The sequence below is a fragment of the Arthrobacter sp. TJ-170 genome, from assembly GCF_058269305.1.
Map to the genome: position 1 here is coordinate 192,061 of NZ_JBZCNL010000002.1, position 14,750 is coordinate 206,810.

The following is a 14,750-nucleotide window of genomic DNA, read 5'->3' on the forward strand; positions in this document are numbered from 1 at the left end:
AATCGATCAGGCTCCTGCTTCCAGAGTTGCTCGTTCGTTTCTCTCCTGCCGCAGCACGTCGCGCGAGAGGAGGTCTTCTTCGGTTTCGCCTCGCACGATCAAACGCGCTTCGCCGTCCTTGACAGCGACGACGGGCGGGCGGGTGAGGTAGTTGTAGTTGCTGGACAGCGACCAGCAGTAGGCACCCGTTCCGGGAACCGCGATGAGGTCTCCGTTCGCGGTGTCCCCGGGAAGGTACACGCTGCGCACCACGATGTCGCCGCTCTCACAGTGCTTGCCGACGACCCGCGACAGCAGCGGCTCCTGGCGGGAAGTGCGCGATGCGACCGCCGCCGAGTAGTCGGCGTCATACAGAACCGGCCGCGCGTTGTCGCTCATGCCGCCGTCAACCGAAACGTAGCGGCGTGGGTGGGAGGCGCCGTCGACATCCACCTGAACCGTCTTGGTGGTGCCGGCGGTGTACAGCGTGAAGGTGCTCGGGCCGACAATCGCGCGGCCGGGCTCGATCGAGATCCGCGGCGCCCGCAGACCGTGCTCGGCACAGGCATCACCGACGACGGCGGCCAGCGCCTGCGCGATTGCCGCGGGCGAGCGCGGGGTGTCGGCTTCGGTGTAGGCGATGCCGTAACCGCCGCCCAGATCAAGTTCCTTCAGTTCGACGCCGTGGTGGTCTCGGATCTCAGCCAGGAATCCGAGGAGTCTGCGGGCCGCCAGTTCGAATCCGGCCGACTCGAAGATCTGCGATCCGATGTGGCTGTGCACGCCCAGCAGGCGGATGGAGGGGTGCCCCAAAGCGGCTGCTACACCCTGCGCTGCCGGTGACGCCTCCCCCGACGACGACGGCGCCAGCGAGAGCCCGAACTTCTGGTCTTCGTGCGCGGTGGCAATGAATTCGTGGGTGTGGGCGTGGACACCGGGAGTGAGCCGGAGCATCACGTTAGCGGTCGCGCCGCGCGCCTGAGCCAGTGCACCGACACGCTGCAGCTCATCGAGGCTGTCGACCACGATGCGGCCGACCTCCAGATCGAGTGCACGGTTCAACTCCGCGTCGGACTTGTTGTTGCCGTGCAGCGCGAGCTGGCGCCCCTGCAGGCCGGCGCGGACCGCGACGGCGAGTTCTCCGCCCGAGGCCGTGTCCAGGCGGAGCCCTTCCTCCGCCACCCAGTGCGCCACCTCGGAGCAGAGGAACGACTTGCCCGCGTAGTAGACGTCCACTCCCCCGCACAGGTCCCGGAAGGCGGCGTTGAACGCGTCCCGGAAACCCCGTGCCCGGGTACGGAAGTCGTTTTCGGACACTACGTAGACGGGTGTTCCAAACTGCTCGACCAGTTCGGTGGCCGATACGCCGTCCACGGACAGCACGCCGTTCCGCGCCCTGCTGACTGTGGAAGCCCACAGGGCAGGATTGAGCGTATTGGCGTCCTCAGGGTAGGACAGCCAGTCGGGAGCAAGAGGTGAGACAGCCACGCTACATCCGTTCCGGCGCTGAAACGCCCAGCAGGTCCAGCCCGTTGGCAAGCACCTGGGTTACGGCGTCGTTCAGCCACAGCCTGGTGCGGTTGGTGTCGGTGACCGGTTCGTCGCCAAGCGGTGTGACGCGGCAGGCGTCGTACCAGCGGTGGTAAGCACCGGCGATGACCTCGAGGTGGCGCGCGACGCGGTGCGGCTCACGGAACTTCGCTGCCTGCGCCACAACGGCGGGATAGGAGCCGAGGTGCGCGAGCAGTTCCTCGTCAGCCGCCTGGTCCAGGGCACCGGCGTCGAAAGCGGACCGGTCAACGTTCGCAGCGACCGCGTTACGTGAAACCGCGCAGGTACGGGCATGTGCGTACTGGACGTAGAATACCGGGTTTTCATTGGTGTTCTTCTTCAGCAGCTCCGGGTCCAGGGACATGGCGGAGTCCGCGGGAGAGCGCCCGAGCGAATAGCGCAGCGCGTCGGCTCCCAGCCAGTCCAGCAGATCGCGGAGTTCGATGATATTGCCGGCGCGCTTGGACAGCCGCGCACCGTTGACCGAGACCATCTGGCCGATCAGCACCTCGATGTTGGTGTCCATGTCATCACCGGCGCACGCGGCAATCGCTTTGAGCCGGCCGATGTAGCCATGGTGGTCAGCGCCCAGCAGATAGATCTTCTCGGTAAACCCGCGGTCCTTCTTGGAAAGGTAGTACGCGGCGTCCGAGGCGAAGTAGGTCGGTTCGCCGTTGGCGCGGATCAGGACGCGGTCCTTGTCGTCGCCGAAGTCCGTGGTGCGCAGCCAGACCGCACCGCCGTCGTCGTACACGTGACCCTGCTCGCGCAAACGGTCCACGGCCTGCTCGACCGCACCGGCGTCATGCAGGGCTGCTTCGGAGAAGTAGACGTCGAAATGGACGCCGAACGCGGCCAGGGTCTCCTTGATGTCATCCATCTGAGCGCGGTAGGCGATGTCCCGCACCACCGGCAGGGCGTCCTCGTCCGGCAGCTCCGCCGCGTCGGGGCGCTCAGCCAGCACCGTGCGGCCGAGGTCAGCGATGTACTCACCCGGGTAGCCGCCCTCCGGCGTCGGCCTGCCCTTGACGGAGGCAAGCACGGAGGCGGCGAAGTTGTTCATCTGGGTACCGGCATCGTTGATGTAGTACTCCTTGGTGACCTCCGCACCGCTTGCGGACAGCACGCGTGCAAGGGAGTCACCGAGGGCAGCCCAGCGCGTGTGCGCCAGATGCAGGGGGCCGGTGGGGTTCGCGGACACGAACTCCATATTGATCACGTGGCCGTCGAGCGCAGCGTTCTTGCCGTAGGCATGGCCGGCTTCAACGATGCTGCGGGCAAGTTCACCGGCGGCGGCTGCATCGAGCCGGATGTTGAGGAAGCCCGGCCCTGCGATGTCCACGGAGGAAACGCCGTCGATTCCCTCAAGCCGCGATTTCAGGATGCCTGCGAACTGGCGCGGGTTCATGCCCGCCATTTTCGACAGCTGCAGGGCGATGTTTGTGGCCCAGTCCCCGTGGTCGCGGCTCTTGGGCCGCTCGACCCGCACCTCTGAAGGCAGCTCCACGTCGATTTCGCCGGCAGCGACGGCCTCTTTCAGGCATGAGGAGATTGCGGAGGAGAGTTCTTCGGGAGTCACCCATCCAGCATAACGGCGCGGGTCTAATCCCCCTGATTCTGTGACGGACGCCTTATCCGGGCCCATTCCGGAACGCTGTCCATCCAGAAGGCCTGCTGAACCGAATCGGGGGTACTAGCGTTGTACGGAGCAGAACCGCCACCAAGCCCGCCAAGGAGATTTCGTGACGAACGCCGTGAACAAGCCCTACCAGCGCTGGACCCTGACGGGGCTCGCGGCGGTTTCCCTCCTGGGTTCAGCTGCGTGTGCTGCCAGCCCGACGCCGTCGCCCGGGGCCGGTGGGGATGCCGCCAACGCTGCCGAGGAGACCCCGGTCGGCGCTGAGACCGGCGAGTACACGGACGGAACGTACTCGGCCACCGGGTCCTACCAAACGCCCGGCGGTGAGGAGTCGATCGGAGTGACGGTCACGCTTGAGTCGGGCAGCGTCGCCGACGTCCAGACCGAACCGATGCCGAGCAACCCCACCACGGAGCTCTACCAGGGCAAGTTCAGCAGCGGAATCAAGGAGCAGATCGTGGGAACGCCGCTTGGCGAGTTGAACGTCGAGAAGGTGTCCGGGTCGTCCTTGACCAGCGGCGGCTTCAGCGACGCAATCGAGCAGATCAAGAGCGAAGCCGCGCAGTGACCCCAGCGGGCTACGGGCAGCGGTACAGCTTCGACGCGATCGGCACGAAGTGGCAGATCGACATCCCGGGAGAGCTGCCCGCAGCGGCCCGCGCCACCGTGTCCCGCGTGATCGAGCAGTACGACGCCGTCTATTCCCGTTTCCGCCCCGACTCGCGGATCATGGCCCTCGCCTCCGGCGGCCGCGTCGACCTGCCGCCTTCGGGCGAAGCGCTGGGCAACCTCTACCGGACGCTTCACCGTCTCACGGACGGTGCCATGTCACCGCTGGTGGGCCGGTCGCTGGAGCAGTTGGGGTACGACGCCGGCTACTCTTTCGTGCCGCACGGCACCCCTGTTCCGGCAACGGCCTGGGACGCAACCTTCCAGTGGCACGGATCTACCGTGCGGTCCGAACAACCGGTCACGCTCGATGTCGGGGCAGCAGGCAAGGGTCAGCTCGTTGACCTGGTGTCCGCAGCACTGCGGGACTGTGGTTTCCCGGAGCACACCGTAGATGCCGGCGGGGACATGCTGCACGTCGGTCCCTCAACCCTTCTGGCTGCGCTGGAACACCCGTATACACCGGATTCGGCCATCGGCGTGGTGACTCTTAAGGACCGGGCGCTGTGCGCGTCGGCCTCCAACAGGCGCCGCTGGGCTGACGGCCTGCACCACGTCGTGGATGCCACAACCGGGCAATGCGTCGATACAGTTGTTGCTACCTGGGTGCTGGCCGACGAGGCGCTTGTCGCGGATGCGCTGGCCACTGCACTCTTCCTTGTCCCGCCCGAAGTACTGCTGACCGAGTTCGATTTCGACTATGTCCAGGTTCACTCCGAGGGACGCGCGCAATACTCATCATCCCTGGCAGGAGCGTTGTTCTAGATGGTCGGACGGCAGAACTGGCTCACGAAGGTCGACACATTCCTCGGCCGCGCCACCATGTACAGGCTGGTCCTGATCCTCCTGCTGGTCCTCGCCGCGTACGCGTTTGCCCTGTCCGCCGTCGGGCTTCTCGCGTTTACGCCGGCAGAACTTTCCGCAACGCTTGCCACCGCCGTCGTCGCCTCCTGGGGAGGTACGCGCGTGATGGCGATGATGTTCCGAACCCGCCCGCACAACGAGTCGTCACTCATCACCGGCCTGCTGCTCTTTTTCGTGATGTTTCCCTCCGATGAGCCGGCGGGCGTAGGCGGTATTGCACTGGCCGGCCTCATTGCGGCTGCCTCCAAGTACCTGATCGCCCTCCGCGGGCGCCACATCTTCAATCCCGCAGCGTTCGGCGCCGTCGCCGTGACGCTGCTTGGACTCGGCGCCGCAGCGTGGTGGGCTGCGAACCCCGCCATGTTGCCGCTCGTGTTGCTCAGCACCGCCCTGATCCTCTACCGGACCCGGAAGCTCTCAATGGGAACGGTGTTCCTCGTCGTGGCCGTCGGTATTCTGGTGGTCCGTCTTGCGGCCGGCGGCACCGACCCCGCCACCGCCCTGCAATTGGTCCTCACGTCCTATCCCGTGTTCTTCCTGCTCGGCTTCATGCTCACCGAACCGTTGACCCTTCCGCCCAGGCGCTGGCAGCAGCTCCTGGTAGCCGCCGTCGTTGCAGTGGTGCTGGCCCTGCAGATCAACTTCCCGCCGGTGTTCCTCGGGCCGGAGTACGCGCTGCTGATCGGCAACGCCGTGGCGTTCGCCATGGGCCAGCGGCGCCGCATCCGTCTGCGCTACACCGGGTCCCGGCAGCTGACTCCCACCAGCACCGAGGTCTCCTTCGCTCCCGAGACGCCGGTACGTTTCGAGCCCGGCCAGTACATGGAGCTCACGCTGCCCCACGCGAGGGCGGACCGCCGCGGACTCCGGCGCATCTTCAGCATCAGTTCCGCGCCCGACGACGGCGCCATCCGCTTCGGCCTGCGCCTGTCGGACCCGCCGAGCTCCTTCAAATCGGCACTGTTGAACCTGCGTCCCGGTGCGGCAGTGGATGCCACGTCAGTGGCCGGCGACTTTGTACTGCCCGCCGATCCCTCAGTGCCGCTGCTGTTGTTCGCCGGTGGAATCGGCGTAACGCCGTTCCTGAGCCAGATCCGGGCGGGGGACGGATCCGGGCAGGGCCGCGACATCGTTCTTGTCTACGTGGTCAGCGGACCCGCGGAGCTCGGTTACGTCGACGAGCTTGCTCCGTACCGAGTGATCCTGTTCTGCCCCGGCGAGCCCGGGCCGCTTCCGGACGCCTGGATTCACTGCGGCACGGGTTTTCCCACGGCCGAAGAACTGCATTTCCTCGTACCGGACCTGGACCGGCGGAGTGTCTACCTGTCAGGATCCCCGGCGACCCTCGCGCGGGCAAAGCCAGTGATCCGCGATGCCGGTGGGAAGTCCATCCGGACCGATGCCTTCCTCGGCTACTAGGGCTACCGGGAGCACCGCCTCCAGCGTTTCGTTCAGCCAACTTTTCCCTGCTAAGCTTCATAAGTCCCTTTCGGCCACTGGTTCAGTCCAGTGGGCCGTGCCCTCGTAGCTCAGGGGATAGAGCGTCTGCCTCCGGAGCAGAAGGTCGTAGGTTCGAATCCTATCGAGGGCACTTTTTCTTCCACCTGGACGTCGTTGCGTAGTCCGGATGATCAGGACCTTTCACCGTGAACGTAGCGGTGCGCCCACAAGTCCCGCAGTAGCGCCACCTCGGCCAAATGGTGAATCATTTCCCGATTGATGTGCTGGATCAGCGCAGCCATGGGAGCCTCGGCGAACGGACCCTCCGCCGGGCCAACCGGGCGTTCCAGTTCCTCCTGCGACAGCGCAGTGACAGCACCGGACCAGTGCGCATACATACCGTCCAGCTGTTCAAGGGCGTGCTCTGCGTCCCCGGGATACTCGTAGTTTTCATAGCTGACCGGTGCGCCGTCGAAATGCGAAGCCAGCCGCTCGCCCAACACGCCGACCAGCATGTGGCCGAGCCGCCAGGCGATGGTGGTAACCGGGGCCGGCTCGGGTTCCGGATTGGCGAAGTCGATCGTGTAGTCGCCCCGGCCGACCTGGAGCGGCGCAGTGCCTGTGCCCCGCCGACGTACATTCCAGCTTCCGGGTACCGGTTCCCAGAAGTACTCCTCATCACTAAGCCCATCCAGTCTCGGACGCGCCTGGTTCTCCCAGTGCCATTGAAGCTGATCCGTCAGTTCCTTGCGGATGTCCATGTTCCTTCCCTTCTTACCGGCCCCTCTGCGTGGCGCTGATCACACTGTAGGAGCTATTGCGGACAGGAGCTGTCCGCGTCCATAGGTACCGTAGTGGCATGTTGGAAACCTCTGCGAGGCTGCTGCAACTGCTTTCCCTGCTTCAACTTCGGCGGGAGTGGACCGGATCCGCGCTCGCCGAACGGATGTCCGTGACCGAACGCACCGTCCGCAGGGATATCGGCAAGCTGCGCACCCTCGGTTACCCCATCCACGCCTCCCCCGGCATTGCCGGTGGCTACCAGTTGGGCGCGGGCGCGCAGCTGCCTCCGCTGCTCCTCGATGATGATGAAGCCCTCGCCGTCGCCATCGGGCTCAGCGCCGTCACGGCAAGCCCTGTTTCAGGGCTGGGGGAAGCCTCCGTCCGTGCGCTTACAAAGCTGGAACAGGTCCTTCCGGGCAGGCTGCGGCCGAAGTTCGCCGGGCTGCGCACCGCGGTTACCCGGATGGCTGCGGTCAGCACACCGGTGAACCCCGAAGTGCTCACTGCGCTCTCTTCCGCCATCACTGAGCGCCGGGTCGTGGTGTTCCGGTACGCACGGCAGGACGGCGAATCCTCCCGCCGCGTTGTGGAGCCCGTGCGGCTGGTGGACACCGGGCGGCGGTGGTATCTCGTCGCGTGGGACACCGCCAGGCAGGATTGGCGCACCTTCCGCGTGGACCGGTGCCAGAGCGTCCCGTCCCCGCGGGAAAAGTTCGCCGCACGTCCGCTTCCCGCCAAGGATCTTGCCGCTTACGTCCAGAAATCAATCACCCGCTCGCCGTACAGTTACGACATCGTGGTGCGTATCCACGGCCCCCTCGCAGACGTCGGCCAGATGATCCCGCCCAATATCGCCGAACTGGAGGACGACTCCGGAACCACCCTCATGCGCTTCGGGGCAGATTCCCTCGACTGGCCGCTCATGCACGTGGTGGCGTTGGGTTTCGAGTTCGACATCGTTGCACCCCAGGAACTCCGGGAGCACGCCGTGGCGGCTGCCGAGCGGCTGACCCGGGCAGCAGGCGAAGGATTCAGGAGCGACTGAAAAGCGCGGCCGCGCGGGTGACCCTCGTCAGCCATTCCGTTCCCGCCGTGGCCGTCCCGGTCGACGACCACCAACTCTGCCGCAGGCCAGGCCTTCGCGAGGTCCCAGGCGGTTGACAGCGGTGAGCTGCCATCCAGGCGGCCGGTGATCCAGGCGATTTCAGCGGCCGACGTCGTCGTAACCGCTGCAAGGATGAGTTCCGAGACCCGATCCGGGCCCACCATGGACGTAGAGCGCGGCCTTTCCGGACGGGTTGCCGGACGCCTCCCAGTAGATTTCGTTTCCGTCCCCGACTGGTAGCATTCCGGGGCCGAGGGGCTCGTCGGAGATGAACATCCGTCAAGCCTACGCACCGGGCCGGCCGCGCCGAGTAAACTTGCAGGTAATCATGTCGCTGACAATCTCTTACCCTGCCCAGCTCCCTGTCTCGGAACGCCGGGCGGACATCATGGCTGCCATCGCAGCGAACCAGGTCACCATCATCGCCGGCGAAACCGGCTCGGGGAAAACTACGCAGATTCCCAAGATGTGCCTGGAGCTGGGGCTTGCCCAATCCGGGATGATCGGCCATACGCAGCCTCGACGCCTCGCAGCGCGCACGGTCGCCGAGCGCATTGCCGAGGAACTGGACGTCAAACTTGGTGAAGAGGTTGGATACCAGGTCCGGTTCACCGGGGAGGTGGGCCGAAGCACCCGCATTAAACTAATGACGGACGGCATCCTGCTCGCCGAAATCCAGCACGACAAGCTGCTCAAGAAGTACAGCACCATCATCATCGACGAGGCCCATGAGCGCAGCCTCAACATTGACTTCATCCTCGGCTACCTCAAGCGCATCCTGCCCAAACGCCCGGACCTGAAGCTGATCATCACCTCCGCCACCATCGATCCGGAGCGCTTCGCCAGCCACTTCGCTGCGGATGAAGCGGTTCCCGAGAAGAAGCCTGCGCCCATCATCGAGGTTTCGGGACGCACCTACCCGGTCGAGATCCGGTACCGTCCGCTGAGCCAGCCTGCCGGTGACTCCGAGTCCGATTCAGACGACGAGCTTGAGGAAGACCGCGATCCCCTCGACGCTGTGTGCGACGCGGTTGACGAACTCGCGGGCGAAGCACCCGGAGACATCCTCGTCTTCTTCTCCGGCGAGCGCGAGATCCGTGATGCCGCCGACGCACTCCGCTCGCGCGTGCAGGTGAACCCCCGCCTGCGCGGGACCGAGATCCTGCCTCTCTTTGCCAGGTTGTCCCTGCAGGAGCAGCACCGCGTCTTCAACCCGGGCGGGCCGGGCAGACGCATCATCCTGGCAACGAACGTCGCCGAAACTTCCCTGACCGTCCCGGGAATCAAGTACGTCATTGACACCGGCACCGCCCGAATCTCCCGGTACTCGCACCGCACGAAGGTGCAGCGGCTTCCCATCGAACGTGTGTCGCAGGCCTCGGCGAACCAGCGGTCGGGTCGCTGCGGCCGTGTGTCCGACGGCATCGCCATCCGCCTTTACTCCGAGGAAGACTTCGAGTCCCGACGGCCGTTCACGGATCCGGAGATCCTGCGGACCAACCTTGCGGCCGTGATTCTCCAGATGACGGCAATGGGTGTGACGCGCGGCCCGAAGGATGTCGCCGCCTTCCCCTTCGTCGAGCCTCCCGATTCAAAGGCCATCAACGACGGCGTCACGCTACTCCGTGAACTTGGCGCGGTGACGGCCGACGGCGGTATCTCCCCGGTGGGCCGGCAACTGGCCCAGCTGCCGGTGGATCCGCGCCTCGGACGCATGATCGTTGAAGCCGGGCGCCGTGGCTGCGCCAAGGAGGTTATGGTTCTGGCCGCCGCCCTCACCATCCAGGATCCGAGGGAACGCCCCCAGCCGGATCAGGCGGCGAAGCTTCAGAGCGCAACGGAGAAGCACCGCAGGTTCGCGGATGAGAATTCGGACTTCACCGGCTACCTGAACCTCTGGCGGTACCTGCAGGACCAGCAGAAGGAACTGTCCTCCACACAGTTCCGCAAGCTGTGCCGGAATGAATTCATCAATTACCTGCGGGTGCGCGAATGGCAGGACCTTTTCGCCCAGCTGCGCCAGCTCGCCAAGCCGCTCGGCATTACCCTGTCTCCGGCCGAGGTGGATCCGGTGGCGCAGCATGATGCCGTCCACATCAGCCTGCTGTCCGGTCTGCTCAGCCACATCGGTCTGTATGACCAGCGGAAGCGCGAGTACGCCGGTGCCCGCGGCACCCGGTTTGCGGTCTTCCCCGGCAGCGCACTGTTCAAGAAGAACCCCGACTGGGTGATGGCAGCGGAACTGGTCGAAACATCCCGGCTGTGGGCTCGGGTAGTCGCCAAATTCGATCCGCTTTGGGCTGAGGAAGTCGCACCGGACCTGGTGAAGCGCAGCTACAGCGAACCGCATTGGTCGCGCAAGATGGGCTCGGTGATGGCCTACGAGAAGGTCACTCTCTACGGCGTGCCGATAGTTCCGCAGCGGCGCATCAACTACGGCCGCATCGACAGGGAACTCGCTCGCGAACTCTTCATCCGGCATGCGCTGGTTGAGGGCGACTGGCGCACCCATCACAAGTTCTTCCACCGCAACAAGGCTCGGATTGCGGAGATCGAAGAGATGGAAAACCGCATGCGCCGCCGCGACCTCATGGTCGATGACGAAACGCTGTTCGAGTTCTACGACGCACGCGTCGGCAAGGATGTGGTGTCCGAGCGCCATTTCGACAAGTGGTGGAAGCAGGCCCGCCAGGACAGCCCTGAGCTGCTGGACTTCAAGCCCGAGGAACTTCTCAGCCGCGACGCAGATCTCGACGAGACCGCCTTCCCGAAGACGTGGGGCCAGCAGGGATTCGAGCTGCCGCTGACCTACGAGTTCTCTCCCAACGTTCCCGGTGTCTCGGACGGCGTCACTGTGCAGGTCCCGATCCTGTTCCTGAACCAGCTGGACCCGGCACCGTTCCACTGGCAGATTCCCGGGCTGCGCGTGGAACTCGTGACCGCGCTGATCAAGTCCCTGCCCAAGCAGGTCCGCAAGAACTTCATTCCCGCTCCGGACGTCGCCCGGTCCGCCGTCGACGGACTCCATGCTGACTTCGACCCTGCCAGGGACGAGCTTGAGGCGTCACTGGAACTGACCCTGCGCAGGCTGAAGGGACACGTTATCCCGCCGGGTTCGTGGAACCGGGATACGCTGCCGCCGCACCTGTTGATGACCTTTCAGGTGGTCGATGCGAACGGCCGCATCCTCGATGAGGACAAGGACTTGCCCGCGCTTCAGGACAGGCTCGCCCCGCAGACCAGGCGCGCGATAGCCGAGTCGCTGGGGGCAACGCCGGGGTCCGTGCAGCAGACGCATAAGGCGCCGCGCCGGAAGCAGCAGGTGCCGCCGCCGTCGTCGTCGGACGCCGGCCCCGGCATCAAAGAGATCAGCGGCGCAACAGCGTGGACGTTCGGTGCGGTCCCGCGGGAGGTGTCCCGGATCGTCGGCGGGCACCGGGTAACCGGGTATCCCGCGCTCGTTGATGAGCAGACCGCCGTCGGGCTCAGGGTCTTCCCCAATGCGGCCGAGCAGACAGCGGCGATGCGCACAGGTGTCATCAGGCTCCTCGCGCTGCGCGTCCCGAGTCCCGCCCGGTATGTCCTGGAGCATTTGAGCAACTCCGAGAAACTCACCTTCAGCCAGAATCCGCACGGCAGCGTCAGTGCGCTGATCGAAGACTGCTCGATAGCAGCGATCGACAAGCTCACGCCCGAGGAGCTGCCGTGGGCTGTCGAGGAGTTCGATGCGCTGTACGAGAACGTCCGGGCCGACCTCATTGACACGGTCTTCACCGTGACCGCAACGGTCGAGAAGATCCTCGCCAGCGCCCGCAGAATCGAGAAGCGGCTGAAGGGTTCCACGAGCCTGGCCCTCATCACTGCCCTGAACGATGTGAAGAGCCAGCTCGAGCAGCTCGTTTTTCCGGGTTTTGTAGCCACTACGGGTTATGCCCAGCTGGCCCATCTCCCCCGGTACCTCGCGGGTATCGAGAAGAGGCTGGAGAAACTTGAGACCAATGTTCAGCGCGATGCCTCGAGTACGGCGATTGTGCAGCGCCTCGAAGACGAGTACGACGACGCCGTGGCGGCCGTCGCTCCAAACGGACGCCGGGTGCCGCCCTCTTTGGGACGGGTCCGCTGGATGCTTGAGGAACTGCGGATCAGCCTGTTTGCGCAGGAGTTGGGAACCGCCCACTCGGTATCCGAGAAGCGCATTCGCGCCGCCCTCGGGGAAGCTCTCGCCGCCTAGGCAGCGGGAACATTCTCGGCATACCCGGCGTCGCGCAGCGCAGCCCGGAGCCGTTCCGCGTTCTCGTCGAGTTTTGCCAGATCGGGATTGGGGTCAACGTTGTGCACGTCGAAGTCAGCAGCGCTCTGCGTCGGCCAGATGTGGACATGCACGTGGGGGATCTCGTACCCCTCAACGAGCACACCGATGCGTTTGGCGTTGAATTCCGACTCCTGCACCTTGGCGATCTTCTGCGCGACGTCCATGACCTTGCCGAGCAGGTCCGGTTCGAGGTCCACCCAGTGCGCCACCTCACGGCGGGGAACAACCATGAGGTGACCGTCGGTGATGGGCTGGATGGTCAGGAATGCCACAACGTCCTCGTCCTTCCAGACGAAGCGGCCGGGGATTTCACCTTCGATGATCCGGGTGAACAGCGTGCTCATGAGTCCTCCTTCAGGGTGCTGGCGTCAAGAACGAACCGGTACTTCACATCTCCCGCAACCATGCGGTCGTAGGCCGTATTGAGCTGGTCGGCTGTGACAAGCTCAATATCCGACACCACTGAATGCTGCGCGCAGAAGTCGAGCATCTCCTGGGTTTCGGCTATACCGCCGATGAGCGAGCCGGCGTAGGTGCGCCGCTTGCGGATCAGCAGTCCGGGGTCAACGGCCGGCATCGGGTCTGCGGGCAGACCGAGCTGGAACAGGGCTCCGTCGAGCCTGAGTGTGCGGATCAGCTGGTTGAGGTCATGCGGCGCTGCAACCGTATCGATCACCACATCCAGCGTGGTCGCGACGGCCTCCATGGCCTTCGAATCCCTGGAGATGACAACGTGGTCGGCTCCAAGCTCCCGCGCGGCATCCACCTTGCCGGACGAGGTGGTGAATACCGTTACCTCTGCGCCCATGGCCTTGGCAATCTTCACCGCCATGTGGCCCAGTCCGCCCAGTCCGACGACGCCGACAGCGTCCCCTTTCTCGACACCGAAATGGTTCAGCGGTGAGAAGGTGGTGATGCCGGCACAGAGAAGCGGCGCGGCGGCGGCCGGGTCCATGTTTTCGGGTATCCGGAGAACGTATCCTTCGTTGACCACGATGGAAGTCGAATAGCCGCCCTGCGTGATTTCGCCGTCGTTCCTGCGGTCCGGAGTGCCGTAGGTGCCGGTCACCCCTCTCTCGCAGTATTGCTCCAGGCCGTCCGAGCAGCTCTCGCATTCCCGGCAGGAGTCCACCATGCAGCCGACTCCCACCCGGTCGCCGACGGCGAACGACTCCACGGAATCCCCCACCCGGGTCACCCGGCCGACGATCTCATGGCCGGGCACCAGCGGATAACGGGCGGCGCCCCACTCACTCCGCGTGGCGTGGACATCCGAGTGGCACAGTCCGCAGAATTCGATGGCTATTTCGACGTCGTCGTGGTTCGGTTCCCGGCGCTCAACGGTGGTGCGGCCCAACCCGCTGGACGCCGACGTAGCGGCGTAGGCGTATGCAGTGGTCATACCGGTTACTCTCTCACAACGAAGTTCGGCGGGCCGAGTAGGGCCCGCTGCCCCGTCAGGGACCGGTGGCCACCGGCAGATCAGCGCGCTGGGACCACTGGGACCACGATCCCGGATACAGCGCCGCCGCGAACCCGGCAACCTCGAGGGCGGCGATCTCGTGCGCCGCGGTGATCCCCGATCCGCAGTACACCGCGACGTCGACCGTGTCCGTGATGCCCAGCGCGGCAAACCGTCGGTGCAGCTCCGCTGACGGAAGGAAGGTCTTCTGCGGTGTGAGATTCCCCGACGTGGGAGCACTGCATGCCCCCGGGATATGCCCGGCCTTCGGGTCAACCGGCTCGATCTCGCCACGGAAACGTTCCGGTGCCCGGGCGTCGAGCAGGACACCGTGCTGCGTCAGGGCCGGAACGTCATCGACTTTGAGGACGGGCATGTGGCCGGAGCTCAGGGTGACATCACCGAGGCAGTGCTGCTCCTCGCCTCGCTCGGTCTCAAAACCGGCTGCCTGCCATGCACTCAATCCGCCGTCGAGCAGATAGACACGGGTCAGGCCCGCATCCCGTAGCAACCACCAGAGCCGGGCCGCCGCCAGGTTGCCCGTGTCGTCATACGCAACAATCACATCGCCGTCGTTGATGCCCCATTGACGGGCCGCTTCCTCGAACGCTTCCGGTTCCGGCAACGGGTGGCGTCCTTCCGCCGCGGATGGGCCTGAACACAGTTGCCTTTCAAGGTCGACGTAGACTGCGCCTGGGATATGAGCTGATCGGTACTGCTCGTGGCCGTGGGGATCACCCAACGCCCAGCGAACATCCAGCAGGACGGTCTGCTGACCGGAGGTCATCCGGTTCCGCAGCGCCTGCACGTCCATCAGAGTCTCCATGAAGATCTCCTTATGAAAGTGTGACCGGTGGCACACCGGTCAGGTGTGAGCCCAGTTCACCACAGCTCCGCTCCTCGCTCCAAGCCCGTCGCGTCGGGATGTATTTACTGCTCTGGCCCT

Annotated in this window: 12 protein-coding genes and 1 tRNA gene; 6 read left to right on the forward strand and 7 right to left on the reverse strand. The window is 65.2% G+C overall.

Annotated features, from left to right (window positions below):
• Positions 1–6 precede the first annotated feature (6 nt).
• Together lysA and argS are read right to left on the reverse strand one after the other, a co-directional pair.
• Complete coding sequence (lysA, locus tag AC4D1W_RS04870) at positions 7–1,467, reverse strand: diaminopimelate decarboxylase (protein WP_490897987.1); 1,461 nt, start codon at positions 1,465–1,467, stop codon at positions 7–9.
• Between the two features lies 1 nt (position 1,468).
• On the reverse strand, positions 1,469–3,109 hold the full coding sequence (gene argS / locus AC4D1W_RS04875; protein ID WP_490897988.1) for an arginine--tRNA ligase: 1,641 nt from the start codon (positions 3,107–3,109) through the stop codon (positions 1,469–1,471).
• 163 nt (positions 3,110–3,272) lie between these two features.
• On the opposite strand from argS, the gene AC4D1W_RS04880 reads away from it, so the two are divergent.
• The 4 genes from AC4D1W_RS04880 to AC4D1W_RS04895 all read left to right on the forward strand — a co-directional run bounded on the left by AC4D1W_RS04880 (position 3,273) and on the right by AC4D1W_RS04895 (position 6,293).
• Positions 3,273–3,737, forward strand: coding sequence for an FMN-binding protein (locus tag AC4D1W_RS04880; protein ID WP_490897989.1), 465 nt, complete (start codon positions 3,273–3,275; stop codon positions 3,735–3,737).
• A complete protein-coding gene (locus AC4D1W_RS04885) occupies positions 3,734–4,603 on the forward strand; it encodes an FAD:protein FMN transferase (RefSeq protein ID WP_490897990.1) in 870 nt (289 codons plus the stop codon). Before AC4D1W_RS04880 ends, AC4D1W_RS04885 begins: the two co-directional genes overlap by 4 nt.
• Positions 4,604–6,121 carry a ferredoxin--NADP reductase gene (locus AC4D1W_RS04890; RefSeq protein ID WP_490897991.1) on the forward strand — a complete coding sequence of 506 codons (1,518 nt, stop codon included), beginning with the start codon at positions 4,604–4,606 and terminating at the stop codon, positions 6,119–6,121.
• Between the two features lie 99 nt (positions 6,122–6,220).
• Positions 6,221–6,293: transfer RNA gene (locus AC4D1W_RS04895), tRNA-Arg, on the forward strand.
• 40 nt (positions 6,294–6,333) lie between these two features.
• On the opposite strand, the gene AC4D1W_RS04900 is transcribed toward AC4D1W_RS04895, so the two are convergent.
• Positions 6,334–6,903: a DinB family protein gene (locus AC4D1W_RS04900; protein ID WP_490889194.1), complete on the reverse strand. Its 570-nt coding sequence runs from the start codon at positions 6,901–6,903 to the stop codon at positions 6,334–6,336.
• Positions 6,904–7,001: 98 nt separating this feature from the next.
• On the opposite strand from AC4D1W_RS04900, the gene AC4D1W_RS04905 reads away from it, so the two are divergent.
• Complete coding sequence (locus AC4D1W_RS04905) at positions 7,002–7,970, forward strand: helix-turn-helix transcriptional regulator (RefSeq protein WP_490889196.1); 969 nt, start codon at positions 7,002–7,004, stop codon at positions 7,968–7,970.
• Positions 7,971–8,129: 159 nt separating this feature from the next.
• Here the strand turns inward: AC4D1W_RS04905 and AC4D1W_RS04910 are convergent, their stop codons facing one another.
• A complete protein-coding gene (locus AC4D1W_RS04910; protein WP_490897992.1) occupies positions 8,130–8,306 on the reverse strand; it encodes a hypothetical protein in 177 nt (58 codons plus the stop codon).
• Positions 8,307–8,358: 52 nt separating this feature from the next.
• Between AC4D1W_RS04910 and hrpA the strand changes: the two genes are divergently transcribed.
• Positions 8,359–12,261: an ATP-dependent RNA helicase HrpA gene (hrpA, locus tag AC4D1W_RS04915; protein WP_490897993.1), complete on the forward strand. Its 3,903-nt coding sequence runs from the start codon at positions 8,359–8,361 to the stop codon at positions 12,259–12,261.
• On the opposite strand, the gene AC4D1W_RS04920 is transcribed toward hrpA, so the two are convergent.
• From AC4D1W_RS04920 to AC4D1W_RS04930, 3 genes are read right to left on the reverse strand one after another with little or no spacing between them, the layout of a single operon-like run.
• Positions 12,258–12,686 carry an HIT family protein gene (locus AC4D1W_RS04920; protein ID WP_490897994.1) on the reverse strand — a complete coding sequence of 143 codons (429 nt, stop codon included), beginning with the start codon at positions 12,684–12,686 and terminating at the stop codon, positions 12,258–12,260. The genes hrpA and AC4D1W_RS04920 overlap by 4 nt on opposite strands.
• A complete protein-coding gene (locus tag AC4D1W_RS04925; RefSeq protein ID WP_490897995.1) occupies positions 12,683–13,744 on the reverse strand; it encodes an NAD(P)-dependent alcohol dehydrogenase in 1,062 nt (353 codons plus the stop codon). The genes AC4D1W_RS04920 and AC4D1W_RS04925 overlap by 4 nt, the downstream gene beginning before the upstream one ends.
• A gap of 55 nt (positions 13,745–13,799) precedes the next feature.
• Entirely contained in the window at positions 13,800–14,630 is an 831-nt protein-coding gene (locus tag AC4D1W_RS04930; RefSeq protein WP_490889206.1) for a sulfurtransferase, read from the reverse strand.
• Positions 14,631–14,750: the final 120 nt, after the last annotated feature.